General features: G+C 67.0%; 20 protein-coding genes. 4 read left to right on the top strand and 16 right to left on the bottom strand.

The window, feature by feature from the left end; genetic code table 11:
• Nucleotides 1–12 precede the first annotated feature (12 nt).
• A complete protein-coding gene (locus BLU77_RS19835; RefSeq protein WP_089775005.1) occupies nucleotides 13–621 on the top strand; it encodes a PH domain-containing protein in 609 nt (202 codons plus the stop codon).
• A gap of 104 nt (nucleotides 622–725) precedes the next feature.
• Here BLU77_RS19835 and BLU77_RS19830 read toward each other — a convergent pair whose 3' ends face one another.
• The 3 genes from BLU77_RS19830 to BLU77_RS19820 all read right to left on the bottom strand — a co-directional run bounded on the left by BLU77_RS19830 (nucleotide 726) and on the right by BLU77_RS19820 (nucleotide 5,383).
• Nucleotides 726–1,772: an ABC transporter permease gene (locus BLU77_RS19830; RefSeq protein WP_089775003.1), complete on the bottom strand. Its 1,047-nt coding sequence runs from the start codon at nucleotides 1,770–1,772 to the stop codon at nucleotides 726–728.
• The gene (locus tag BLU77_RS19825) at nucleotides 1,769–3,301 is read right to left on the bottom strand and encodes an ABC transporter permease (protein WP_089775001.1); all 1,533 of its coding nucleotides are present in this window, start codon (nucleotides 3,299–3,301) and stop codon (nucleotides 1,769–1,771) included. Before BLU77_RS19825 ends, BLU77_RS19830 begins: the two co-directional genes overlap by 4 nt.
• A 168-nt stretch (nucleotides 3,302–3,469) precedes the next feature.
• Nucleotides 3,470–5,383, bottom strand: coding sequence for an ABC transporter family substrate-binding protein (locus BLU77_RS19820; RefSeq protein ID WP_245708961.1), 1,914 nt, complete (start codon nucleotides 5,381–5,383; stop codon nucleotides 3,470–3,472).
• A 603-nt stretch (nucleotides 5,384–5,986) separates the two neighbouring features.
• On the opposite strand from BLU77_RS19820, the gene BLU77_RS19815 reads away from it, so the two are divergent.
• On the top strand, nucleotides 5,987–8,209 hold the full coding sequence (locus BLU77_RS19815; protein ID WP_089774999.1) for an NADP-dependent isocitrate dehydrogenase: 2,223 nt from the start codon (nucleotides 5,987–5,989) through the stop codon (nucleotides 8,207–8,209).
• Nucleotides 8,210–8,278: 69 nt separating this feature from the next.
• Here BLU77_RS19815 and BLU77_RS19810 read toward each other — a convergent pair whose 3' ends face one another.
• The 5 genes from BLU77_RS19810 to BLU77_RS23115 all read right to left on the bottom strand — a co-directional run bounded on the left by BLU77_RS19810 (nucleotide 8,279) and on the right by BLU77_RS23115 (nucleotide 13,155).
• Nucleotides 8,279–10,300, bottom strand: coding sequence for a polysaccharide lyase 8 family protein (locus tag BLU77_RS19810; protein ID WP_175477246.1), 2,022 nt, complete (start codon nucleotides 10,298–10,300; stop codon nucleotides 8,279–8,281).
• Nucleotides 10,204–10,713, bottom strand: coding sequence for a hypothetical protein (locus tag BLU77_RS19805; protein WP_089774995.1), 510 nt, complete (start codon nucleotides 10,711–10,713; stop codon nucleotides 10,204–10,206). The genes BLU77_RS19810 and BLU77_RS19805 overlap by 97 nt, the downstream gene beginning before the upstream one ends.
• 202 nt (nucleotides 10,714–10,915) lie before the next feature.
• The gene (locus tag BLU77_RS21900) at nucleotides 10,916–11,215 is read right to left on the bottom strand and encodes a hypothetical protein (RefSeq protein ID WP_175477245.1); all 300 of its coding nucleotides are present in this window, start codon (nucleotides 11,213–11,215) and stop codon (nucleotides 10,916–10,918) included.
• Nucleotides 11,216–11,361: 146 nt separating this feature from the next.
• A complete protein-coding gene (locus tag BLU77_RS19795; RefSeq protein WP_089774993.1) occupies nucleotides 11,362–11,847 on the bottom strand; it encodes a hypothetical protein in 486 nt (161 codons plus the stop codon).
• A gap of 168 nt (nucleotides 11,848–12,015) precedes the next feature.
• Nucleotides 12,016–13,155, bottom strand: a complete 1,140-nt coding sequence (locus BLU77_RS23115; RefSeq protein ID WP_089774991.1) for a methyltransferase domain-containing protein — start codon at nucleotides 13,153–13,155, stop codon at nucleotides 12,016–12,018.
• Between the two features lie 196 nt (nucleotides 13,156–13,351).
• On the opposite strand from BLU77_RS23115, the gene BLU77_RS19785 reads away from it, so the two are divergent.
• Together BLU77_RS19785 and BLU77_RS19780 are read left to right on the top strand one after the other, a co-directional pair.
• Nucleotides 13,352–15,214: a S8 family peptidase gene (locus BLU77_RS19785; RefSeq protein ID WP_089774989.1), complete on the top strand. Its 1,863-nt coding sequence runs from the start codon at nucleotides 13,352–13,354 to the stop codon at nucleotides 15,212–15,214.
• Between the two features lie 84 nt (nucleotides 15,215–15,298).
• On the top strand, nucleotides 15,299–16,549 hold the full coding sequence (locus BLU77_RS19780; RefSeq protein WP_089774987.1) for an MFS transporter: 1,251 nt from the start codon (nucleotides 15,299–15,301) through the stop codon (nucleotides 16,547–16,549).
• On the opposite strand, the gene BLU77_RS19775 is transcribed toward BLU77_RS19780, so the two are convergent.
• The 8 genes from BLU77_RS19775 to BLU77_RS19740 all read right to left on the bottom strand — a co-directional run bounded on the left by BLU77_RS19775 (nucleotide 16,500) and on the right by BLU77_RS19740 (nucleotide 26,035).
• A complete protein-coding gene (locus BLU77_RS19775) occupies nucleotides 16,500–17,996 on the bottom strand; it encodes a sulfatase family protein (RefSeq protein ID WP_089774985.1) in 1,497 nt (498 codons plus the stop codon). The genes BLU77_RS19780 and BLU77_RS19775 overlap by 50 nt on opposite strands.
• Before the next feature lie 24 nt (nucleotides 17,997–18,020).
• Nucleotides 18,021–19,604 (bottom strand): ABC transporter substrate-binding protein, encoded by a 1,584-nt coding sequence (locus BLU77_RS19770; protein WP_089774983.1) that lies wholly within the window; start codon nucleotides 19,602–19,604, stop codon nucleotides 18,021–18,023.
• A 75-nt stretch (nucleotides 19,605–19,679) separates the two neighbouring features.
• On the bottom strand, nucleotides 19,680–20,522 hold the full coding sequence (locus tag BLU77_RS19765; protein ID WP_089774981.1) for an ABC transporter ATP-binding protein: 843 nt from the start codon (nucleotides 20,520–20,522) through the stop codon (nucleotides 19,680–19,682).
• Nucleotides 20,519–22,327: a dipeptide/oligopeptide/nickel ABC transporter permease/ATP-binding protein gene (locus tag BLU77_RS19760; protein ID WP_089774979.1), complete on the bottom strand. Its 1,809-nt coding sequence runs from the start codon at nucleotides 22,325–22,327 to the stop codon at nucleotides 20,519–20,521. Before BLU77_RS19760 ends, BLU77_RS19765 begins: the two co-directional genes overlap by 4 nt.
• Entirely contained in the window at nucleotides 22,324–23,271 is a 948-nt protein-coding gene (locus tag BLU77_RS19755) for an ABC transporter permease (RefSeq protein WP_089774977.1), read from the bottom strand. The genes BLU77_RS19760 and BLU77_RS19755 overlap by 4 nt, the downstream gene beginning before the upstream one ends.
• An 83-nt stretch (nucleotides 23,272–23,354) precedes the next feature.
• Nucleotides 23,355–24,854, bottom strand: coding sequence for a hypothetical protein (locus tag BLU77_RS19750; RefSeq protein WP_089774975.1), 1,500 nt, complete (start codon nucleotides 24,852–24,854; stop codon nucleotides 23,355–23,357).
• 144 nt (nucleotides 24,855–24,998) lie between these two features.
• The gene (locus BLU77_RS22815; RefSeq protein ID WP_089774973.1) at nucleotides 24,999–25,529 is read right to left on the bottom strand and encodes a helix-hairpin-helix domain-containing protein; all 531 of its coding nucleotides are present in this window, start codon (nucleotides 25,527–25,529) and stop codon (nucleotides 24,999–25,001) included.
• A complete protein-coding gene (locus BLU77_RS19740) occupies nucleotides 25,526–26,035 on the bottom strand; it encodes a hypothetical protein (RefSeq protein ID WP_089774971.1) in 510 nt (169 codons plus the stop codon). Before BLU77_RS19740 ends, BLU77_RS22815 begins: the two co-directional genes overlap by 4 nt.
• Nucleotides 26,036–26,054 lie beyond the last annotated feature (19 nt).

Here is a 26,054-nt window from a genome sequence, read left to right as displayed (position 1 = left end):
GAGCATGGGGTCATGGGTGAGACGTTGGTGTTCCGGTCCCCGATGGCACGTCCGCTGGTTGTGATCGTGGCTGCGGTGTGTCTCGTGGCCCTGGGCTACTTCATCTGGATCGGTGGCCCGGCCGAACTCTGGCGTTCCGGCCCGACGGCGGCGCTCGTGATCGTGGTGATGTGGGCCTTGTTCTGGGTTCCGGGGGCTGAGGTCTCCGACGGCGGGATCACCGTGGTGAACGTGTTGCGCACCGTGCACGTGCCCTGGCCGGAGTTCACCGAGGCCGAGGCACGGTGGTCGCTGCAGGTCCGGGCCGGGGACGTGACCGTCAGCTCCTGGGGCGTGCCGGCCAGCAGCGGCACCGGCACACGCCTCGCGTCCCGTGGGCGTGCGCGCCGTGCCAGCGCTGAGGAGCGCGCTGCCACGGAGACACCGCGCCGACTGACCGGTCGCGGCAATGCCGAAGCCGCTGCCCTGGCGATCGGCGAGCGCCGCTCCGCGCTGGCGGACGCCGGGCACCTCACGGGTGCCCGCCGTGGCACTCTGCCGGTCACGACCACGTGGCACCGCCCGGTGATCGTGGCGCTGATCGCGGCGTCCGTCCTCACTGCGGCATCCTGGCTCGGCTGAGCGCCTGACGGTCATGTCCGGGCGACCGAAGTCGCGGCGGTTGCATGGCACCGACGATCCCGATTCCCGGACCCGCGGGCTACTCAGCACCCTCGTACCCACCATCACTGCGCCGTCGCCGAGGAACTCTGATGCTCGCGGCGGCTCGCTCTGGCCATCTTCCGCGCCGACGGCAGCTGCTTCTGCCGCGGGTCAAAGGCATCGCGCAACCCGTCACCCACGAAGTTGATGCACAGGACGATGGTGATGATGAACAGGCCAGGCCACCAGAACAGCCAGGGACGCGTGCCGAAGGAACTCTGGTAGTCGCTGATCATCTTGCCCAGGGAGATGTTGGGATCCCGGATCCCGAACCCGAGATAGCTCAACGCCGTCTCCAGCAGGATCGCCGCGCTCATCAACAAGGTGACGGTCACGATGATCACGCCCATCGCATTCGGCAGAATGTGCTTGAAGATGATCCGGCTGTTGCTGGCACCGGCCACCCGAGCGGCGTCCACGAACTCCCGTTCACGCAGGGAGAGGAAGTCTCCGCGGACTAGCCGGGCGAGGGTGGTCCAGGAGATGACACCGAGCATCAGGGCAAGAAGAACTGCGCTCGGCGAACTGACCAGCTTGCCGAGCACGGCGCCGATCACGAGCAACGGCATCGTGATGAACAGGTCGGTGATTCGCATCAGCAGCGTGTCGGTGAACCCCCGGAAAAAGCCGGAGAGAGCCCCCACGAGCACCCCGATGAGCGTGGCGACAGCCCCGACCACCACCATGATCACCAGGGAAGTCTGCACACCCTTCATGGTGCGGGCGAAGATGTCACGCCCGATACCGTCCTGCCCGAACGGGTGGTCCCCGATGGCGAAGCCGGCCTCGCTCCACGGCATGGTCAGTGTGGGGGTGCCGCCCGGGTTGGCCAGGGCCATCGTCTCCGCCGCGTTCCACTTCCACCAACCACCGACATACCACCCGAACACCGGAAAACCGATGGAGGTGATCGCCAGCAGGGCGATCATGATTAGTACGACGAGCCCGATGATCGCGCCACGGTGGCGGAAGAAGCGCTCCAGGACGATCTTGCCCTGGGACTTGCCTTCGACCGCCTTCAGCTCGATAGCGTTCTCGGCCTGCTCGTGTGACTCTGGTTGCGCGTTCATGCGTTCACCCGGATCCGTGGGTCGAGGACGGCATAGATGAGGTCCGCCACGATGTTGGCGACGATCGACAGAGCGGCGACGATCAACAGGTACGCCATCACTGGTTCAATGTCGTTCTCCCCGAGATGTCTGAGGAACATCTGTCCCATCCCCGGTCTGCCAAAGATATTCTCCGTGATGATGGCCCCGCCGATCAGGGTGATCACATCGATCGGCACGATCGTGGCCATCGGAATGAGTGAGTTACGGAACCCGTGCCGCATCACGACGGTCCGTTCGGTGAGTCCCTTGGCCCGGGCCGTGCGGATGTAGTCCTGGTTCATCACCTCGAGCATGCTGCCGCGTGCATAACGCGTGTACCCGGCGAACGAGATCAGCATGAGCGAGATCGTCGGCAGCAACAGGTGCGTGTACTGATCGAGGGTGACCACCCAGAAGTCCCCGCCGAGGTTCGGGGTGCGGTCGCCCACTGTTGCGATAGGTCGCCCACCGAGTGCATCCGCGTAGTCCGGCCATACCTGCATCACACGGTCCACGAACAGCAGTGCCGCGATCGGCACAGCGGTCAGAGCCCCGGTACGGACCGACTGGCGCCAGTCCGGGCCACGGTAGAGAGCACCGATCACACCGCCCACCACCGCAGCGACCGCGCCGAGCAGCAGCGCCGTGCCCCAGCTCATCCAGCCGTAGACGGTCAGATAATAGAAGCCCCACTGCATCGGGAAGTAGAGCGCGATACCCAGAACCGCCACGGTGAGAGCGGTGTAGAGCGCGCGGCGATTCTTCAGACCGGTCGACAAGGTGGTGACGGCAAGCGCGATCGCCACTGCCGTGATGGTCAGCAGTACCGGACCGATGTTCGGCCGGCTCCACCAGTCGGTGAGCTGCATGTAGAGAAGCACCGCGAGCGTCACCCCAGCCGCTGTACCGGCCACAGTCAACCGGCGCCGAAGATTGCCGCCGAAGGCCAGAGACCAGAGGAATCCCGTGACGACAACGATCGCCAAGATCACCGGGATGGCGATGACCGGGTCACGAAGGAAGTCGTTGTAGCCGATGGCACCCCACTGCTTGAGCAGGACAGCCACCCAGAAAGATGGCAGGGAGTACAGGAGGAAAGAGAAGAAGGTGATCAGATAGTCGAAGCTGGTGTACTGCCGCAGAGCCGAGACGATCCCGACCGCAATACCAAGGAAGATCGCGAGAAGGGTCGACGCCGTCACAAGCTGAATAGTCGATACGATCGCCCCGGCGAGGATATCGGCGACATCGCGACCGGTTGTCCATGCGGTGCCAAGATCGCCGGTGACGAAGGCACCGATCCAGGAGAGGTAGCGCTGCAGCACCGGGTCGTCAAGGCGCAGCAGGTCGATCCGCTGTTGGATCTGGATATCCCGATCTGGGGCAGTGCTCGTGCGCAGGTCCATCAGGGGGTCGATGGTGAAATCCACCAGCACGTACATGATCAGCGAGGAGACCAGCAGGATGCCGAGGCCGATCAACGTACGGCGCACGATAAAGGTCAACATGAGTCGGATTCCCTCAGGTGGATAGCTCGAGCAGCCGTGCCGCGGAGTCTATGTCGACTCCGATCCGGCCGCAGGACTAGGGCGGACGATAGGTGGGCGAACGTGTGTGGGGGTACCGGCCGATACCGGCACCCCCACACCGTGCGCACGTTCAGCGGATCCTGATGATCAGGAGTCGCCCTCGCCCTCCTCGCCTTCACCCTCGACGATGTCATCCTGGGTCAGCGTGGTCTCCCACTCCCAGTAGTTCCAGAACATTGTCGGGCTCACCTGGATGGAGCTCACGTTCTGGAGATCGGTGTTGTACCCAGTGATCGACGGGTGCTGGTAGAGGCTGGCTCCGAACGCGTTCTCCACCAGAATGGACTCGATCTCCGCGAGGTACTCGCTCTGCTGGTCGAAGTCCGGAGTAACGGCGATCTCAGCCCACAACTCATCGACCCGTGCGTCAGAGAATCCGCCGAAGTTGTTGCCGCCGCCGGTCTCGAAGGTGGAACGAGAGTTGAGGATCGACGTAGAGGTAGATTGCCACCCGAACATCGAGGCGTCGTACTGACTCGGGTCGGCGAGCATCGATCCCCATTCGGCGCTGGACACATCATTGATCGCGAATAGCCCATCCGCTTCCACCGATTCGGTGATCAGTGCCAGCTGGTCCATCCGGCGCGGGTTGTCCGAGGCAGTGAGGAAACGCACCTCGACCGGCGTCTCCACACCGGCATCCTCGAGAAGTTGGGCCGCGCCTTCTCGATCAATCTCGAGCGGGAAGGCAGTGTCCATCTGGTTCGCTTCCACCAGCATGTCGTAGTTCGGCGCACCCGGGATGGCGTTGAAGGAGCTACGCACGGTTGCCTCAGGGTTCAGCGGAGCAACGACCCGATCCACGATGTCCTGCCGTGGAATCAACTTGAGGAACGCCTGGCGGACCGCCAGCGCTGTCTCCTCGTCGCCACCGTAGGTAGCCGGATCGAACGGACCGCCATTGGCGAACATCAGATCGACGTGCTCGTAGGTGGCGCCGTCACCGGTGATCACATCGAATCCGTCACCAAGGCCCTCCAACGCCTGCAGCGTGTCGGAACTCGCCTGCGGCTGAATGAGGTGCACTTCACCGTTCTCGAGCGCCTGCACAGCCGCCATCGGATCGGCGAAGTAGCGGACGATGATCGTCTCGACCTTGGGCTGCAGATCCCCGGTGTAGTCCGGGTTGGCTTCGAGGGTCACGTACTGGTCGCGGACAAAGTCCGTCATCAGGTACGGGCCACTGGAGAGGTACAGCGACTCATCATCCGGCAACACGTCGCCGAACTGGAAGCCCGTGTTCCAGAAATCCGCGATCGGGGCGAGAACCGAAGCGTCTTCACCTTCGACCGCATCGATGAGGGCCTGCTTGGCTTCCATCGGGTCCTCGATGTCCAAAGCATGCATCGCCACGACGTGCGCCGGAACACCCATTCCGACATTCAGCTCCCAGTCGGCGAACGGCGACGCGTAGACCGCGGTGACCGACTTGCCGTCCTCGGAGACCGTCATCGACTCGATCTCGGTCATGTTCGGATTGGTCGCGTTGAAGAACACCTGGTTCGCCAGGACGTCCTCGGGAACCGGCTCGCCAGCGTCCTCGTGGTCTTCCGGGTAGACCGTCACACCATCGTCGTCGGAGTCGAAGGTCGCAGTGTTGAAGTGTCCGCTCATGGCGGCCCAGAACAGCAGCATGTCGGCAGCGTCCACGGGTGTGCCATCGGACCACGCCGAATCATCGTCGACCGTGTACTCCACGGTCAACGGGTCGTCGCTCGTCTTCTCGTATGTCCCGAACGATGTGTCCTGTGCCAGGTTGAGATCGCCGTCGTAGTAGGTGAACCCCGAGTTCATCATGTACAAGATGATGGCGTTCGCCGTCGCGTTCCCCGTGGCGCTGTCATCGTTGTACTCGTAGAACGACTGGTTCCATGCGACCGAGAGAGCTGTGTCCTCGGTGATCCCGGATCCGCCTTCTGTCTCCGGTGTTTCGCACGCGCTCAGTACGAGCGCGCTCGCTGCCAACGTGGCAGCGACGGCGGTGATTCGCCTGATCTTCACTGTTCCTCCTTTGGATGGCGTGGAGCCGCTCGCCCCAGACCGGAGTCCGGATCGACCTCGTGGGTCGGACGAACATAGCGTCCGCCATGGACACGGGAACTGTACACACGCCCCGAACTGCTGAGTGCCCCTACGAACAATCTTGTATCCGCATCGTTACCTAACCGACATGCCCCTGTCTATAGCGGCCAATCGGCACGGCCATTCATGACCTCAGATCGCACGTTCTCCGGGCCCTGAAGAGCGAATCCGCGAGATTGCGCGGCTGGCCCTCAGCCGCCGTCGGTGCAGGTCAGACGCCGACCCCACAACGAGTCTCATCATGCGGACCGTCGTTCTAGTGGGCGAGACAAACCAGCCTTCTCACGGGTTCGTTCCCTTTACTGGCCATGACGAAATTCGCCAATAGCACGCGGCGACCGAGCATTTCTCGCCAGCCGCGGGATTCACTCGAAGACCCCACGGCGGACCTCATGCACCAGCGACCGGTAGCACCACCGCCCCTCGCTCCCGCGGTCACCTCGCCACGCAGCAGCCGCGAGGCGATATCTTGATGTCGAGCAATCTGGTACATACACCCGAGACGACGGGACTCATCTGCGCATGTCGACCATCATCTACACCCACACCGACGAGGCCCCGCTGCTGGCGACCTACTCGTTCAAGCCGGTCATCGAGGCCTATGCCTCCACCGCCGGCGTGGACGTGGAGACCCGGGACATCTCCCTCTCCGGCCGGATCATCGCCGCCTTCGGTGACCTTCTCCCTGCCGAGCAGCGCATGGGTGACGCGCTCGCCGAGCTCGGTGAGCTCGCGAAGACGCCTGAGGCGAACATCATCAAGCTGCCGAACATCAGCGCCTCGGTCCCCCAGCTCAAGGCCGCGATCGCCGAGCTTCAGGAGCAGGGCTTCGACCTGCCGAACTACCCGGACGAGCCGAGCACCGATGAGGAGAAGGACGCTCGCGCGCGATACGACAAGGTCAAGGGCAGCGCCGTGAACCCGGTGCTGCGGGAGGGCAACTCCGACCGCCGCGCCCCGATCGCCGTCAAGGAATACGCGCGCAAGAACCCGCACCGGATGGGGGCCTGGTCGGCCGACTCCAAGACCAACGTGGCTACCATGGGTGCCGACGACTTCCGCAGCAACGAGCAGTCCGTCGTCATCGGCGCTGACGACACCCTGCGCATCGAGCACGTGAGTGCTGAGGGTGCCACCACCGTGCTGAAGGAGTCCGTGCCGGTGCTCGCCGGTGAGGTGGTCGACGGCACCGTGATGCGGGCTGCGGCGCTGGATGAGTTCCTCGCCGCCCAGGTGCAGCGCGCCAAGGACGAGGGCGTGCTGTTCTCGGTGCACCTGAAGGCCACCATGATGAAGGTGTCCGACCCGATCATCTTCGGCCGGGTGGTGCGTGCCTTCCTGCCCGAGGTCTTCGCCAGCTACGGCGAGCAGCTCGAGGCCGCCGGCCTGAGCCCCAACGACGGCCTTGGTGCCATCCTGGCCGGCCTCGACGCGCTCGAGCCGAGCATTGCGGACGAGGTGCGGGCCGCCGTCGAGAAGGGCCTGGCCGAGGGCCCCGCCCTGGCGATGGTGAACTCGCACAAGGGGATCACCAACCTGCACGTACCCAGCGACGTGATCGTGGACGCCTCGATGCCGGCGATGATCCGCACCTCCGGGCACATGTGGAACGCCGACGACGCCGAGGCCGACACCCTCGCGGTGATCCCGGACTCCTCCTACGCCGGCGTCTACCAGGCCGTGATCGAGGACTGCCGCGCGAACGGCGCCTTCGACCCCACCACGATGGGCTCGGTGCCGAACGTGGGGTTGATGGCGCAGAAGGCCGAGGAGTACGGCAGCCACGACAAGACCTTCCAGCTCGACACCGCCGGTACGGTCCAGGTGGTCAGCAGCTCCGGTGAGGTGCTCCTCTCCCACGAGGTCTCCCCCGGCGACATCTGGCGCGCCTGCCAGACCAAGGATGTCCCGATCCGGGACTGGGTCAAGCTCGCCGTGACCCGTGCTCGTGCCACCGGCTCCCCGGCCGTGTTCTGGCTCGACGAGACCCGCGCGCACGACCGCAACCTGATCGCGAAGGTGAACGAGTACCTGACCGAACATGACACAGAGGGTCTGCAGATCGAGATCATGTCCCCGGTCGAGGCCACCCGCTTCTCCCTGGAGCGGATCCGCCGCGGCGAGGACACCATCTCGGTGACCGGGAACGTGCTGCGTGACTACCTCACCGACCTGTTCCCGATCCTGGAGCTGGGCACCAGCGCCAAGATGCTCTCGGTGGTGCCTCTGATCAACGGCGGCGGGCTGTTCGAGACCGGCGCCGGCGGCTCTGCTCCCAAGCACGTGCAGCAGCTGGTCGCGGAGAACCACCTGCGCTGGGACAGCCTCGGTGAGTTCCTCGCCCTGGCGGAGAGCTTCCAGCACTTGGGCACCACCACCGGCAACGCCCGTGCGCAGATCCTCGCCGACACGCTCAGCAAAGCCACCGCGTCGTTCCTGCTCGAGAACAAGTCCCCGAGCCGCAAGTGCGGCGAGATCGACAACCGCGGCAGCCACTTCTATCTGGCGCTGTACTGGGCCCGCGAGCTCAGCGTGCAGACCGAGGACGCCGAGCTTGCCCGTGCGTTCGACCAGATCGCCGGGGCGCTGGCCGAGAACGAGGAGGCCATCACCTCCGAGCTGCTCGCCGTGCAGGGTGAGCCCGCGGACATCGGGGGCTACTACCGCCCGGACGACGCCAAGGCGGCGGACGTGATGCGCCCGTCGGCCACCTTCAACGAGGTGCTCGCCGCACTGACGGCCTGACCTGAGACCAAGGAATCCCTCGTCGATCTGGCTGCAGATCGACGAGGGATTCCTTGTCTGTCGGATCGCCTACCGGCTGGCGAAGTGCACGCGGTGCTCGCCACCGCGCCGCTGCCCGGTGTCGACCGCAAGCACCAACGGTGCCGTCGAGACCACGGTGACCGTCTCATCCGCCTCGATCACCGCATCAGGCACGTCGATCGGGAAGGTCACCGTCACGGTGCCGCCGGCCTTCGTCGGCTGCGCCACGACGACCTCCACCTGCCGCTTCGCGCGAGGGTTGCCCTCGCTCTGCGGTGGCGGCGTCTGCCGGTGCCCGACGGCGCAAGGTCCGCTCACCGTGTATCCCTCGTAGGTTCCTCCGGCGAAGAAGTGCGCCATCCGGGTCCCGTCCGAGGCTTCGATCAGGTGCGCCGAGGGGTCAGCGAGCACGACGGCGACGCCCGGGCTGTCCGCCTCGTCCGCCGTGGTCACCGCATCGGCGAGCGGGAGGACCTGATAGGCGTACCAGTCGTCGGTGCCGGTGTGCTCGCGCTCGATCCGCAGGTAGTCGCGGCTGACCTCCTCGTCCGAGCCACCGGTGTCGGAACCGTCGTTGATGGTCTTCCAGGTGCCGGTCCGGGTGTCAGCGCGGACCGACAACGCCGCCTCGTCGGCGCCGGCCGGGGTGAGCGACACGACGCCGGCGTGCCCGGCCACGTGCACCGAGCGTGCCGGGACCGGCGTATCGGAGAGGGCGGTCGGGGCGCCGTCGACCTGGACCGCCGGGATCTCGCCCACCGGGAACGACCGGTTCTCCGCGATCGTGCGCGCCCCGGTGCCCGAGCTGTCGGTGATGCCCGAACCGACACAGACGATCCGGTCAGTGAGGTAGAACCAGGACTTGTTCGCCCGCAGGTTCCCGGAGAAGTTCTCCAGGTCCATCGCCGTCGTACCGATCTCACCGTCGAGGGTCAGACCACCGGCGTAGGCGTTCTGCGCCCGCGGAATCCCGGTGCCGTCCCCAAGCCCGGAAGTGCGCTCCTCACCGGTCACGGTGATCCCGGGAAGGGCGTACGGGTCGACGGTGGGCCAGAAGTCGGCTGAGTACTGCGCCGGGTCGTTGCGGTGGTACAGGAACATCATCCCGTCCCCCTGGTACCAGCCCAGGTTGTTCTCCCGGTTGCCCCACTCGTAGCGTCCGATCCGCGCCGAGGAGGTGTTCACGACGGCGGCCCAGTCACCCCGGTGGTGCACGATCCGTTCCTGGTGGTACGTGTTCGTCGTCCCGGTCCGCGGCGGCGCGACGTCGACCGCCGGGTCCTCCAGCACGGCTACGCTGCGCGCCGTGGCCGCCAGAGTCTGGCTGTTCGTGGCAACCTGCTGGTCCTCGGTCCGCTCGAGCCACCCCTTCACCATGGCGCGGTACCGGGCGGCGTCCTCGGCAGGCGCGGAATCGGCGAGCACGATGATCGCCGAGACGATGGCGAACCCGGAGTGGAAGTCCTGACCGTGCTGACGGGAGACGGCGCGGCCGCGGGTGGTGTCCATCGTGCGCACGTCCCACTGGAAGGGCGCGAAGGTGATGTCGATCGCCTCGAGCAGGTTGCCCATCTGTGGGTCGGTGACCGCCCACTGGCTCCCGGCCAGGAGCGCGAGCACCTCGGCCACACCGGTGATCGCCACACCGCCGTAGGTGCCGGAGTACGGCAGCCGGCCGTGCTGGACGAACGAGCCGTCGTCGTAGAAGCCGTCGCCGGAGGTGACCCGGCCGAACACGCTGTTGCGGCCGCCGTCGGCCACGTCGGAGAGCGCATCACGGCCCAGCACGACCTCGCTCTCGGTGCCGCTGAGCAGTCCTCGCATGATGCAGGAGAGCGCCTTGTCCACGCGGTTCGCTCCGGTCTCCTTCAGCCACGAGTAGTCCCGGCGGACGTTCGGGTCCGGGGCGTGGAAGCGCACCGCCTCGATCAGCAGCTCCGACGCCTCGGCCGGCGCGGCGTCACCGAGCAGGATCAGGGTGTCGGCGATGCGGCGCGGCAGGCCGATCTCCCAGAACCACCAGTTGCCGGGCCGCCCCGATCTGCGCGGTACTGGCCGGAGAGGAACCACAGGGCTCCCTGCAGGTCGCTGAGCAGGTCGGGGTCCTGGTGGTAGGCGCTGCCGCCGGAGGCCCACGCGGTGGCGAGGGTGGTGATGCGGTTCGCCGTCACCCCCATGTTCCCGACCTCGGCGGTGTTGGACACGGCGTTGATCGGTAGGTCAGGCCACAGGTAGGTCCGGCCGGACTCGCGGTAGAACGTCGCGACCAGCTCATCGACCTCGGCGTCGATCGTCTCGCGCTTCTCCTGCAGCGCGGGGTGGGTGGCCGCGACATCACCGCCGGTGAGGAAGGCCCGGCGCCGATCGATGAGGTCGGTGTACGGGTCTGCCGCGACGGCAGAGGTGGCGATCCCAGTGCTCGCGGCTGCGATCGCTGCGGTTGCGCCGAGGACGAAGGTCCGACGGGAGGGTGTGAAATCCATTTTCAAAGGCTCCGTTACCTTGGTGAAAGCAATTCTTAACGGACGGTAGCGAAGACTCACTGCGAGCACAAGCCACAACGACGCACGTGGCTACAGACCGGACGGGCGACGATCACACGCCAGGCCACCAGCCCTTGCGCGCGCCCTCGACACATGCCTGCCACGCGAGGACATGCGCGCGGCGCCCACGAATCGGCCGACCTCAGTTCGCGCGTACCCATCTGGCCAGGCGATCTGCGGCGGTACGGGGCTCCAGCACCCCGGTCGAGACAGCGATGACCAGGTCATAGGCGTCGTCCTCGGGTGCGGCCAGATCCCACCCGTTGATTCCGTAGAAGACGTACACCGCCATCCACCCCTGGGGCTTGTTGCCGTCCTCCGCAGACGCCGCGTCACCGAGCAGGATCAGGGTGTCGGCGATCCGGCGCGGCAGGCCGATCTCCCAGAACCACCAATTGCCGGGCCGCCCCGGTCTGCGCGGTACTGCCCGGAGCGGAACCACAGGGCTCCCTGCAGGTCGCTGAGCAGATCGGGGTCTGGTAGCAGGCACTGCCGCCGGAGGCCCACGCGGTGGCAAGCGTGGTGATGCGGTTCGCGGCCCCCATGTTCCCGGCCCCTCGGAAGTCACACCCAACGGGCCGAACCTGCTCAGGTCCGCAGCCTGGCGACCGTAGGCGACCACATGAGGATGCCGAACAGGAACAACGCGACGGCCAGGAACAGGATCCCCCAGCCGAGGTCTTCCTCGGCGCCGACGACGAGCAACAGCGGGGACGCGAGGATCAGCACGGTGAAGCTCCCCGCACCGGTCAGGCGCAGCCACCGCGGCGGACGTCGGTAAAAGGATGCCACCAGGATTGCGCACACGAGAGCCCCGAGCACGATCCAGGCGATCGCTCCGAGCAACGTCCCGTCGCCGTCCCCGAGTGCGAAGTAGGTCGGCAGCCACACCAGGCTCGCCCCGTCCGGAACATCGGGCGACGCCGGGTTGTAGGTCCACATCGGAACCAGGCCGGCGCACGCCAAGCCCGCCACGGTGGCCCAGGACAACGCCGTGTGCGCCACGGAGCTCACCAGGTCCAACCGCTCGGCCAGTTCGTTCACCCGATCATCATCGGCTCCGGTCGGACTCATCGCCTTGCCCCCATTCTCGTGCGACTCACGGTACAACTAGCCGCAAGGTGCCGAGCAGCGATCGCACCAGGCCCACGTGACCATGGGGGTTGCCCTCCACCAGGGGCGAAAGAACACCCGGCAGCGTATGACCTACAGACCCCGAACCCATCCCCCACCGGACCCTCGTCAACCGGCGCGCTGGGCGATGACGACGTGCTCTTTGCCGAGGCGGTCCGGAGCATCGCGAACGTCCCGGACGGTGAATCCACACTCGGTCAGGGACGCCGTCACCTGCTCGCGGCTACGGAACCGCAGCGTGGACTCAGCGGGGATCGTGACGCCGTCGGGGAATCGTGTGTGGCTACGGAACGTGACGGTCTCACCGCGCACGTCCAGGAGTTCGTGCCAGGACTCGACCCGGCCGATGCCGGGCACGTCCGCCGCGTGGAAGGAGTCCTCGGCGTTCCAGGACTGCCACGCACGCCGCTCCGGCACCCGGGTCTCGAAGACGAGGTGTCCGCCCGGGTTCAACAGCGCTGCGATCGCGTGCAGGTTCTCCTCCCATGCCTCGTCGGTGACGAAGACCTGCGCCACGTTCGCGGTCATCGTCACCAGGTCGACCCGCAGGTCGGGAAGCTCGCGCCGGGCGGCGGGTGCGTCGCCGTGCAGCCAGCGAACCCGATCGGCGTGCGGCTTCGTGCGCGCCACGTCCAATGACGCACCCGCGGGGTCCACACCCACCACCTCGTGCCCGCGCGCAGCGAGCATGGTGGCGAACGTGCCGGTGCCGCACCCGACGTCGAGCACCGAGCGTGCGCCCAACTCGTCGGCGATCGCGACGTAGTGATCCAGGTCGGAGCGGTCCGGGTCGAGCGGGTCGTACACGGCCGCCAGCCGCGGGTCGTCGAAGATGCCGTCGGCGGCGGGCCGCTCGGGCAGCACAGCCACCGCTTCCACCTCGACCAGTTGGTCGTCGTAGCCGAGCACGGTCACCCCCATCAGCGTGGACGGCACGTCGTGCTCACCGAACGCCGTCCGGACGACGTCCCACACCTGGACCAGGTCGGCCTGCGTGGCTGAGGCCACCAGCACGCGGTGGGAGACGACGTCCGTGAGGTCCGCGCCGAGGTCGGCCAGAGTCTGGCGCAGGTTCGCCACGACGGCGTGGGCCTGGGCCACGTAGTCCCCCGGCGCCACCGTGGTCCCGTCCGGTCCCAGCGGGCAGGCGCCAGCCAGGTGGACCAGCCGCGCAGAGGTCGGGATAGAGGCGGCGTAGGCGTAGTCGGTCGCGGCGAGGGACGGCGAGCGGTGCAAGCGGACGGTCATATAGCGACGCTACGGCCTGCCCGGGCGAGGAGCCGAGCGAATATCGGGGGCGTTGTCGTCGCGGACCGGCGCATCTACGACGGTGACGCACCCCACACCTGCACGAGGCTCCCGCCGTACACTGGCCGCGCGGGATCGTTCGACGCTGAGGGGGCTGAGCCATGACAGTTCTCGCGAACACGCCGAGGGCACCCTGATGTCGGCCTCCGCGCCGATGAGGCATCGCGGGCGGTGGGTGGTCGCCGGGCTGGTGGCCGTGGCTGTGGTGCTGGGCGGTTATGCCGTGGTGCAGGTCGGCTTTTCCGATCCGGATGCGGATCCGGACGCGCTTGCGGCACCGGAGAGTGTTCAGGACTACCAGGCTCCGGACGCCGTCGCGGTGAGCTGGGCCGTCACCCCCGGAGCCGACTCCTATCTCGTCACGATCGCCGATCAGCCGGCGATGACCGTTCCCTCCGAGGCATGCTCGGACGAGTTCTGCTACCTGGGGCTCGGCGTCCGCATGTTCGCCCCCGACTGGTACGGGCAGACGATCTCGGCGACCGTCCAGGCCCAGCAGGGCGACCTGCGATCCGGGCCGAGCCAACCCGTCGACCTGACCATTCCGGAGCCGGGCACGGACGACGGACCGATCAGCTCACTCACCGGCGGCGCGCTCGACCCGCTGTATGTCGACGACGGGTCGGACGTCCCGAGACTGGCACCGGAGTGGGTGGCCACCGTACTGGAGCTGAATGCCCTCCGTGACCGGTACCCGCAGATCACCGGTGAGGGCGTCTCGGTAGCAGTGATCGAGTTCGACGCCATCGAGCCGGATCATCCGCACCTGCCCCGCGGTCTCGCCCCGAGCATCCCGATCGGACCCGATGGCCCGATCACCGACATGGACCCGGCGACGCTCGCCGATCATCATGCCAACCAGGTGGCGGGCATCATCGTGGGAACCGGGCGAATCCCCGGCCTCGCTCCCGGGGTGACCCTGACCACCTACGCCACCAAGTCCACGACCTCGCCCGACAATGTGGCCGCCGCTATCGAGCACGCGGTGGCAGCGGGAGCCGACGTGGTGAACGTCTCGCTCTCGGTGCAACCGGACTGGATCGAGGCGGAGACCCGGAATCGACTCCAGGCAGCGGTCTCCCATGCCCGGGACGTCGGGGTACTCGTGGTGGCAGGATCGGGTAACTGGGGCGGAACACCCAATCAGAACTCACCCCAGTGGTGCGGCTTCGGGCACTACGAACGCCACCAGTCCCCGCTCCCGGCGTTCTTCCAGCACTCCTATTCCGTGGGCGCCAGCACTCCCGCCGGCACCCGGTGGCACTGCTCGGTGGACCCCTACCTGGCCGATCCGTCGGTCCACCCCGGGTTCCCCAACCCGGTCAGCGCGCTCGCCCCGGCCGCGCCGTTCCCGACGCTGCCGTCGACACAGCTGCTTGCCGCCTACGAGGCCATGCTGGCCGGTGCACAGCTGCCGCCCAGCACGATCCAGGCCCACCTGCAGGACAGCTACTTCTTCGACTCCGGCACCTCGGGTGCCGCACCCATCGTGACCAGCGTGGCGGCCCTGGTGATGCAGGCGGACCCCACCCTGAGCATCGACGGTGTCGAGGAGATCCTCGACCAGGCGCAAGACGCCGAGGGTGTCATCCAACCGGTGCGTGCCGTCGAGCTCGCGCTCGGCACCGAACCCGACGGCTCCCCACGGAACACGCCGGTGCCCCTGCCCACCCCGAACCTCGCCGAACCCTGCGGCGGCGCGGTGCCCGAGGGCGCCTACCCGACCCCGGAAGAGGCCATCGGTGCCTGCCTGTCGATCGCCTACCCGGACGAGGACCTCGAGGACGTCTACAGCGGTGCGTGCGAACCCAACGCTCCGACCACGGGAATGTTCTGCTCCACGGCGGTCGCCGTGGACGGGGAGCGACGCAACTACTCGGTGCTCGATGGTGACTTCGGCGGGAACTACCTCATGGAGCATCGACCTGAGGGGTGGGTGATCATCGACGGTGCAGTCTGTGACCTCTCCGGCTGTGACATCCCGGAGTACTGGCCATAACGGCCCTGCCAGGTGCGCCCGACCGTGAGACGCGGAGCGAACGAGTAGTCGGGATTGAGCCGATGCTGTGCCAGAGTCCTCGATATGAGCGCGTCCCCTGCTGAGCCGCTGCCGCGGAAGTTCCGGTGGTTCTGGGCTGGCGAGGCGGTCTCCGGCTTCGGTGCGTGGATCACGCTGCTGGCGTTGCAGGCGCTGGTGGTCACCCATCTCGAGGCCGGAACGACCGGCACCGGCCTGCTCAGCGCGGCGCGCTGGCTCCCGTACCTCCTGTTCGGGCTCATCCTGGGTGCCTTGATCGACCGGCGGGCACGCCGTCCGGTGATGATCGCCACCGACCTGGTTCGCGCCATTCTGCTGGTGCTCATCCCCCTGGCCTGGTGGGCCGGTGTGCTCTCCCTGCCGGTGCTGCTCGTGATCGTGTTCGCCTTCGGCGCCGCGACGCTGATGAACGACAGTGCCTCACAGGCCTTCGTTCCGCGCCTCGTGCCACGGGTACACCTGCAGCGCGCGCACGCACGCATCGATGGAACGAACGCGGTCGCCGAGACTGCTGGTCCTGCCACCGGCGGCGTGCTCCTCAGCCTGGTCGGGGCGCCGCTGGCCGTGCTCGTCAACGCAGGCACGTTCATCTTCTCCGCGGTGATGGTGGCCCTGACCCGGGTGAACGAAGCCGTACCAGCCAGCCCGCGCCCCCACCTGCGGCGCGAGATCGTGGACGGCCTGCGGTGGGTGTACCGCACCCGCGAGCTGCGGCACCTGGCCATCTGGACCCACGTGTGGTTCGCCGGTCAGGCGGCGCTCGGTGCCGTGCTGGCTGTCTACCTGCTCACCACCATGGCACTGAGTTATCTGTGGTTCGGATTGGTGACAGCGGCCGCAGGAGTCGGTGCGCTGGGTGGAGCAATGGCGTCCCTCCCTCTCGGGCGGAGGCTCGGGTCGGGCGGCACCGTGATCCTGACGCACGCCCTCAGCACGGCAGGAGTGGCGACGGTGCTCAGCGCGCAGTACGCCGGGCCGGACTGGTTCGGAATCGCGCTGCTGTGCACGGGGCAAGCACTGCACGGCTTTGCGATGGGCGCGAGCAATTCGCACGAGATGGCCTACCGGCAGGCAATCACCCCCGACGGGCTCCAGGCACGCACCAACACCACGATGCGCTCGATGAACCGGGCCGTGGTCGTGCTGATCGCACCACTGGCAGGCCTCGTCGCCGAATGGGCGAATCTGAGCCTGGTGCTCGCGGCCGCGGCCGTCCTGTTCGCCGCGGCAGCCCTCGGCCTGTGGTTCAGCCCGTTCCGGGAGGCCCGGATCCGGATCGTCGACGACCCCGACTGACACCACGGGAGACTGCGTTCAGCCGGTCGATCGGACGCCCCTCTCCTGGGGCGCGCGCCGCTTCCAGCTCGCTCCGGTCGGGGAACGGGTCGTCGAAGGAGTCGAGCCACTGGAGCGTCAGGGCATGCAACTCACGTTGAATCTCCTCGATCCCGTGCAGTCCGGGCATATCCTGATGACCGTAGAGGTTGTACAGCTGGTCCGGGTCTTCCTCGCGGTCATACAACGTGTTGAAGCTGCGCAGCAGAGCAGTTCGTCCGACGTCGGAGGCGATCGGGGCCGCGGCTTCGGCCCGGTCGAGGTTCTCGCATGAGTAGGTCCAACGACGTGTGTAAACCCCACGCCACGGCGTACTGAAGTAGAACAACGGCACGCTCTGCACGGCGTCGTCGTCCCCAGCGCGGACCGCGCGCGAAAGGTCCTGGCCCTGACACTCCTCCGGCACCGGCAGCCCCATCAGGCCGAGCACCGTGGGCATGATGTCCAACGTTCCGAGCAGGAGCTGGCTGCGTCGGCCCGCACCGGTCCGACCCGGGAGGCGAAGGATGAACGGCACCCGCACAGAGACGTCCTCGGGACTGCTCTTGTGCCAATGATTGCTGTACGCACCGAACGTCTCTCCGTGATCGCTGGTGTAGATCACGATCGTGTTCTCGAGCAGGTCGCGTTCGGCCAGCCGGGCCATGATGCGCCCGACGTGGTAATCGATCTCGCTGCACATCGCCAGGTATCCCGACACCATGCGACGGGTCCGTGCATTGTCGGGCACCGTCGGCCGCAGCTGTACCTCGTCCGGGTCGTACAGGGACAGGAACTCCTCGGGTGCGGCGAACCCCGAATAGGTCTCAGCGTCTCCCCCGAGGTGGTTATGCGGGGGGTGATAGGAGACGAATAGCGAGAAGGGTGCGTCCTCGTCCTGCTCATCGAGGAATGCCAGGGCCTGGTCTGTCTGCCCGGCCACCTCCCACGCGCCGAACGGCACCCGTTCGCCGTCCTGCCAGGAGAACGCGTGCTCGGGGTCGTAGTTGAGGTGGCAGTTGTTGCTGTGGAACGCCCCGTCGAACCCGTGCCGGTCCGGGCCAGGGGGCACGGGTCGGTCCCGGTCACCTCCCAACAGGTGCCATTTACCGACGTACCCGTTGCGGTAGCCGGCGGTGCGCATCACCTCGGCGAACGAGTCCCCGATGTCGGTCGCAAGGTGACGATCGTTCTCGAAGCAGTTGTTCCGCAACGGATGCTGCCCGGTGAGCAGCATCCCTCGGTACGGAGTGCACACCGGTGCACTGGAGACGCAATGGTCGAAGGTGACCCCGTCCGCAGCCAGCCGGTCGATGTTCGGAGTGCGCACGTCACCCACGCCGTAGGTTCCGACCATGTCTCGCGACTGCTGGTCGGAGAAGATGTACACCAGATTGGGGAACCGCCGGCGCGCGGGTGCCTCAGTCACTCAGTCCTCCGTTCCAGGGATCCCTCAGCCGGCCGGCTGGAAGTGGCTGAGCAGCGGGAAGGACTCCCCGTACTCTGTGCTCACCTGCACGGTCTCATCGGCACCGTAGAGCGTCTCCCGGTGATAGAACGGCGCGAACCATGCTTCTTCGACCATGAAGCGTTCGACATCCTGAAAGGCTGCTGTGCGTTCCTCCTCGCTCTGCGCGGCACCTGCCGCGCTCATCATCTCGCTCAGCTCTGGGGTGGTCGACCCGAACGGGTTCCAGACGCCATCCACGGGGAACTCGTTGGTCCACAGGTTCCCGAACTGTCCTTGCAGGACCCACATCGGGAACTGGCCCTCACGCACCTCCACGCCACGATCGGGCGGGATGTTCTCGAGGGTGGCGTCGATTCCGATGGCACCGAGGAGCTCCACCAGGGCCGGGTCGGCGGCGGATACCGGCCCCTGTGAGGGCAGTTCCAGCTCGAACCCGTCCGGGTACCCGGCGTCGGCAAGCAGTTCACGGGCCCGGTCCGGGTCGTAGGGGTAGCGGTCGTCGAGCTCCTCGACGTACAGCGGGATCGGGGAGGACGGTCCCGCCATCTGTGAGCTGGGTCGTCCGTAGCCACCGATGATGGAGTCGACCAGCCCTTGCCTGTCGATGGCGTGGTTGATCGCCTGCCGCACCCGGACGTCGGCGAGCGGCGGGAGCAGCTCACCGTCTCGGTCGCCGAGGATCAGTCCGAAGTACATCGACGGCGTCCGGTACAGGTCGAGCCCGGCGGACTCGATGGCCGGCGCCGAGGCCGCGTCGACTCCTCCGGCGTTGATCTGCCCCGAGCGCAGCGCGTTCAACCGTGCAGCGATGTCCGGCATCGGATTCATCACGATCTCGTCGAACAAATAGGGCGAGTTCTCGGCATTCCAGTAGTCCGGGTTCCGCACGAACGTGTAGGACACCTCGGGTGTCGACGCGTCTCGGTCGAGGAGATACGGACCGCTGCCGACCGGGTTCACCGCCAGCTCGGTGAGGTCCTCCAGCGCCGCCGGGCTGACGATGCTGGGCTTGGTGGTGAGGATGTCGAGGATGGTCGGGCTCGGCTCGGTGAGCCGGAACTCGATCGTGTGCTCGTCGATCACGGTCGCGCTCTCAATGGCGGAGAGGTTGCTGTTCTTCTCAGCCGTACGGTCGAAGCTCAGTTTCACCGCCTCCGCGTCGAGCGACTCACCGTCGCTGAAGGTGACACCATCCTGGAGCTCCATGGTCAGCAGCGTGTTGCCCTCGCTGTACTCCCAGGTCTTCGCGAGGTTCCCGATGACTTCACGCCCGTCTGCGCTCCGTTCGAGCAAGGTGTCGTAGACGGCATGCCGGTAGATGTTCGTGATCTCTGCGTTCGGCAGCTCGGCAGGGTCCCAGCTGCTCACGTCCCCGTTCATCCCGAGAGTCAGGGTCCGAGACTCACCACCGTTCGACCCGCCCGCAGTGGGATCCTCGACGCCCTGCTCGGTGCTGCAGGCAGCGAGCAGCGGGATGCCGGCGGCCGCCTGGAGCACCCGGCGCCGCGGGAGTCCGCGGTTGGTACCGGTGCGCCCGAAGGGTCGCGCGATGTCTGTGTCTTTCATGGTCCTGGGTCCTCTCCACAATTTCACTGTCCACCGCCCGGCGTCGTCGCGCGGGCGGCAATCGGCCACAGGCGGCTACGCCACGGCCTCGCTCCCTTCCGAGCCTGTTGCTGCTTTAAGTGCGAGCCGTGCCTTGCGTCGTTCGGCCTGTTCGTCGGGATCGGCGACGAGGTTCGCGGCGAGCAACCTGCGGGTGTATGGATGCTCAGGGTCTGAGGTGACCGTCCCGGCGGCGCCCTCTTCGACGACGTCGCCCCGATAGAGCACGGCGACACGATGGCTCATCCGACGGACGACGGCGAGATCGTGGGAGATGAAGAGGTAGGAGACACCGGTGGTGTCCTGGATCTCCGTCAGTAGCTCCAGCACAGTCCCCTGCGTCGACAGGTCCAACGCCGATACCGGTTCGTCGCAGATCACCAGCTTCGGGGACAGTGCCAGGGCCCGAGCGATGGCGATGCGCTGCCGCTGCCCGCCGCTGAACTCCCGTGGGTAGCGTTGCGAGGCCGATTTCGGCAGTCGCACCCGGTCCAGCAGGGTGGTCACCCGGGAGTGCGCCTCCTTCGCCGGCACCCCTTGTGCGATCAACGGTTCCGAGAGGATGTCGGCGATGGTGAAGGCGGAGTTGAGCGAGGAGTAGGGATCCTGGAAGACGACCTGGAGGTGCCGGGCCAGCGCGCGCCGACGTCGGCGGGACACGTGGGTGATCTCTTCGCCGTCGAAGGTGATCCGGCCACCCGTCACCGGTGCGAGGCCGAGCACGGCACGCCCCACGGTGGTCTTGCCGGACCCCGACTCGCCGACGAGACCGAGGGTCTCCCCCTGACCGACGTGGAGGTCGATGCCGTGCAGCACCTCCACGGGGTGCCTCCTCGACCCATACGCCACGCGCAAGCCCTCGATACGCAGGTCGCTCATGAACTCATTCCGTTCGCCGTCGCGGCCCTGGGTTCGGTGTCGTCGAGGATGGCGTCGAGGAGCATCTGGGTGTACTCGTGCTGCGGGTGCGCGAATACCTCGCGTACCTCTCCGGTCTCGACGACGCGTCCCTCCCGCATGACCGCGACGCGGTCGCAGATGTCGGCGACCACACCGAAGTTGTGGGTGACGATGATCATCGACATGCCCCGCTCGGTCTGCAGATCCCGGAGCAGATCGAGGATCTCTGACTGCACGGTGACGTCGAGCGCCGTTGTCGGTTCGTCGGCGATTAAGATCTCCGGTCCGCACGCCACCGCACCGGCGATCAGCACTCGCTGCGCCATGCCACCGGAAATCTGGTGCGGGTAGGAATGGAACGTCTTCGCCGGATCGGGGATCTCCACCCGCTCCAGCATGGTCAGGGCCAGCTCCTTCGCCGCACGCCTGGTGCAGTGTGACTGGGCGCGAATCCCGTAGACGAGCTGCTGACCGACCTTGAACGAGGGGTCCAGGTTGCTCATCGGCTCCTGCGGGACATAGGCGAGCTTGCGCCCCCGGTACACCGCCATCTGCTGCTCCGTCGCGGTGAGGCACTCCCTACCATCGACGCGCACCTGCCCGCGGCTGATGATCGCTTCCCGCGGGAGCAGGCCGAGAATCCCGAACGCCGTCTGGGTCTTGCCGGACCCCGACTCCCCGACGAGACCCAGCACCTCACCTCGCTGGACGGCGAGGGAGACACTATCGACGACGACGGAGAAGCCGGAGTCCGTGGGATACGCGATCTGCAGGTCGGTGACGCTCAACGGCGGGGCTGCACCGTCGGGCATTTCGTCCCGACTGTCCGGTTCACCGTCCGCGCGGCCAGGTGGATGGTCGACACCGAGGACCCGCTTGGCCTCCCGGACCTGCTGGCTGCGAACACGCGTGCTGGGGACAGTGTCGGTGGCTTCCAGGGCGTCTCGCATGGCGTTCGCCAGGAGCACCAGGGCGCCGACGGTGAGCCCGATGGCGAGCCCCGGCCAGACAACCTGCACCGGGGCCACATAGATGTTGTTGAACGCTTCGACCAGCATCCCGCCCCAGGACGGCACGGTGGGATCGCCGAGGCCGAGGAACTCGAGCCCGGCCTGGATCCCGATGGCCGCGCCGGCGAGAAAGGCAGCCATGATGATCACCGGCGCCCGGACGGCCGCCAGCACGTGCCGGCCGATGATCCGGTGCGTCGGAAGACCAGCCACACGGGCGGCGTCGACGTACAACTCGTTCCGGATACTGACCACGAGTCCTCGTACGAGCCGGAAGAAGCTGGGTGAGGACATCACCCCGAACGCGGCCATCGCGACCACGGGTGAGGTCCCGACGACGGTGTAGAGAACGATCAGCAGGATGATCCCGGGCAGCGCCATCAGGATGTAGAAGAGCCACGACGCGAGGGCGTCCCACAGTTTGCCGTAGTAGCCGGCCACGAGTCCGGCCGGTACCCCGATCGCAGCCGAGACGCTCGTCATGACGAGAGCCGCGACGGCCGCTCCCCGTGCTCCGACGATCAGCCGACTCAGGATGTCTCGGCCCGCTTGGTCGCCGCCGAGCACATACTCCGGCCCGAACGGCGGGGCGTTCGTCAGGTCGAGCCGCACCGTCTGCGGCGGCCATGGCGCCAGCCACGGTGCAACGATCGCGACCAGCCCGATGAGTACCAGCACCGCCAACGAGATCAGACCGAGCGGGTTCCGCAGGGTGCGCGTCAGCAGCCGGGCGCGGGGGCTCGGAACGGCGCTGGCCAGGTTCTCGGCCGTCATGACACCCTCGCCTTCGGGTCGAGCAGCCCGTTGAGGAGGTCGACGAGGGTGTTCACCACGACGACAACCAGCACCATGAACGCCACGACCCCCATGACGATCGGGACGTCGCCGGCACTGCCGGCGTCCACCAGCAGGGTGCCGAGGCCGGGCAGGGCGAACACCCGCTCGATGATCACCACCCCGCCGAGCAAGCCGATCACCTGCAACGAGAGAACGGTGAGCCCGGCGGAGGCTGCGTTGCGCAACGCATGCCGGTACACGATGGCGCGTTCCGAGATCCCCCGGCTGCGCAGGGTGCGGATGTAGTCCTGGCGGAGCTCCCCGAGCATGGCTCCGCGCACCTGTTGCGCGACGTTGGCGATTCCTCCGACGGCGATCGCGACGACGGGCAAGGTGATGCTCGCCAGCCATCGCCCCACTCCCTGGTCCGGCGGGACGAAGCCGGTAGCCGGGAACAGGCTCAGGTTCAACGCAAACACCACGACCAGCACGAGTGCTACCCAGTAGTTCGGCAGCGCCGCCGCGGCGATGGAGAACACCTGGAGGGCGCGGTCGATCGCGCCACCGCGAGTCGCCGCGATGACACCGACGGCGACACTGGCTGTTCCCACGACCAGCAGTCCACCCGTGACCAGGCTGAGTGTGATGGGCAGACGCGTCGACATGATGCCGATGACCGGCTGGCTGGAACCGTAGGAGGCGCCGAGGTCCCCCGTGATCGCATGGACGACCCAGTCACGGAACTGCACCAGGAACGGCCGGTCGAGTCCGAGCTCACGAACCTTGGCCGCGACCTCGCTCTCGTTCGCGTCCGGACCGAGCAGGTTCTGCGCGATCGACGTCGGGGGCCGCAGGTACAGCAGGGCGTAGGTGATCAGGCAGACGGCGCAGAGGATCACCACACCGACCGCCACCCGCCGGGCCATGAACTTCAGCGTCATCGACGTCTCGTTCCGGCCGGTCTCTGGCTGAGAGAGTTCTGCAGCGCCATGCGCGTCGCCTCCTCACGCACACACTCGTCCACCTACGACGCCCACACCTCAGGCACAGGCCGGAAGGCCCTCGGTAACGAACGACGGATGTTGTCCGCGGCAGCGCGGATCTCCTCCGGAGTCCCGATCAAGAGGTAAACCTCTCGCTGCGCCCGCTCCACCGCATCCGCATGGCCGTGGATGCCCGGGGCGAACATCCCGGTGAGGTACTGGGTAGTGCGGAACATCGTGTAGTAGCTCTCGAATGTCGCCCCCTGCACCGTCTTGGTCCCGCCACCGCCGAGCCCGCCGTGGAAGTGACCCTGGGTGCGCATCCTCCGGTCGTCGGTGTAGAGCACCTTGCCGGTCTTGCGGTCGATCCCCACGATCGGGTTCGCGTTGTAGGCACTCTCCTGCGGGAAGAAGATGCCGACGCCCAGTGAGTCATACGGGTCCTCGCCGGTGGCTGCGATGATCAGGTCTTCCGAAGCCGGCGTCTGGAAGGCTCCCCCGTCACCTTGGATCCTGCCGCCCGGTACCAGGTCGTAGTATCGGTCCTCCCGGAACCGCTGTTGCCTTGGACCAGTACCGGGCTCCAGCCATTCCGACTGCCAGTTTCCGGCCGGATCGATCCAGAGCCCATAGTGATATCCGGCACTGTGCACGATGCGTAGCGAATAGCGGTTGAAGAAGCCGCTCATGTCCGTGTTGGTGGCCTCCTCACCCGGGAAGAGCTCGGGAGCGATGTCGGTGATGCGGTTCGACTCGTCGATGGCGGGCCTGCCGTTGCGATGGACGGCGCCGGGTCCGGACTGATGGATCGCGCTGTACTTCTCCGGCTGCTGCCCGGCCACGGTGAGCGGCGGACCCGGGTCGCGCTGGTACTCCACGCATGTGTAGTGCTTGAAGACCGGGATTCCCGCCGATCCGGCCATGCTCGAGGCGTCCTCGACGAACCCGAAGAAGTCGTACTCGCTACGGCACTCGTCGTCCTGGGAGAGGCCGGTCTCGTCGATCCCGTCGGTATCGCCCGGACCATACACCGGCTGCTTCGGATAAAGATCCTCGTGCTCGTTGTAATTGAACTGCCCGTCGCCGACGAACAGGCACAAGTTGAAGCGTGGGATCTCGAGCCGTTCTCCTGGGCCGGACCGTGACGCGGTCACCGACATGTCGACCGGTGTTCCGCCCCCGTCGCGGTAGCCACCCTGGGTCGGGTTGAACCGGCGGGAGTGCAGGCCGTCACGAACCGCGGTCTGGCCTCCCCGACCGAATCCCGGGGCCACGAGGTTCACCCCGTCCCCAAGGTCGAGAGAATTGATGTAGCCACCGCCGTGGCGGCTGAAGCCGAGCGTCGCTCCCCTACTGGTGATCGCGCGCGTCACCTCTGTCGGATCGTGCGGCGCGATGATCGGATATCCCTCGTTCGTCGCCGGTGGGACGGGGCCCACGGCGCGGGCCGAGCTCGCGGTTGCGACTCCGGCCGACCCCATGGCCGCTGCTCCTGCGATCCCGGACGCTACCTTCAGTGCGTCGCGTCGAGTCAGATCCATGCCGTTCACCTTCCATCGATACGGACAACCCTGGCCGTTCGTTCACCATGGCCCACCGGTCCGGGGGTGTCGATAGATGTGTCCGCATCTGGCCACAGCGCGTACGGGCAGGCTCGTACGGTCCGCTCGAGGAGGCAGGTGCTGCTAGTGAGCGAAGTGCTGCCCACGCTCGGTGAGTGCCTCACCGAGGAGCCGCACAGCGCGAGGGCCGACTCCGTGCATCGCCAGGAGTTCGGCCTCGGTGCGCGTGGCTACCTGGTCCAGGCTGGTGATCCCGGCGGCGGTCAGCGCCCGGGTGGCGGGCCGACCGATCGCCGGGAGATCCGTGGCGTCACCGCGCATGGCGGCGTCGAACGCGTCGCCCAGTTGCTTCGGTGCGCAGTGCCGCCACGCCTGCGCTACGAGGTCGTTCAGGACCATGCCGTTCACATCGGCGAGTGGGATCCGCACCCCGATCACGGTCTGGTCGCGGGTGATCGCCTCGGCCGTGGGGTGCTCGGCGAGCAGCTTCTCGACGGCGTCCGGTCCAAGTCGCAGGTCAACGGCGGTCTTGTCCGTGGTCAGCGAGGCGAACGTCGCGCCCCGCACTGCGAAAGCAGCAGGACCCGCGGTGCCGCTCAGCTCGCTCTCAGGAAGGTCAAGCGCGCCCTTGCGTAGCTGTGCAGCAGTCGTCATGGCCCGATCGTAGGCCTGCTCGTCACGGGACCGACGTGAACGTTCCAGGACAGGAACAGGCACGCGATGAGTCCGATCACGAAGAACGGCCCACCCGGGCCAACGGTGACACCTCCGGATGAGGCCAAGGCATCCGCGATCATCAGCGCAGGGACGCAGCCACCGAGTGCGGTCAGGACACTCACCGTTCGAACGACGCTCACCTTCCGCTTCCCCATCCATCCCTGCCACATCGCTGATGCGGCGATAGCCAACACCACGAGGCACACCTGAAGCCCGATGAACCCGACGACGGCCATCACCTTGAGCGCCTCATTGTCGGACATGACGTCGTTCTCGACCATGAGCCGGGCCATCTCGAACAGCCCCACACGGCCCGCCTCGTCCCCTGTCAAGGTCGCCCACGGCAGGAGAAGGCTCGGCACGAGCCCCAGGATCGTCACCACGATCAGCGCCCGCACCAGGTGGATCTGCCGCAGCACAAGGACGTCATCGGGCTTCTTCATCGGTGTCCCTCCCTCGGAT

The sequence above is a fragment of the Ruania alba genome (assembly GCF_900105765.1).
Taxonomy (GTDB): domain Bacteria; phylum Actinomycetota; class Actinomycetes; order Actinomycetales; family Beutenbergiaceae; genus Ruania; species Ruania alba.
Note: the sequence above shows the minus strand (reverse complement) of the source record. Positions and strands in the feature narration are given on the sequence as shown.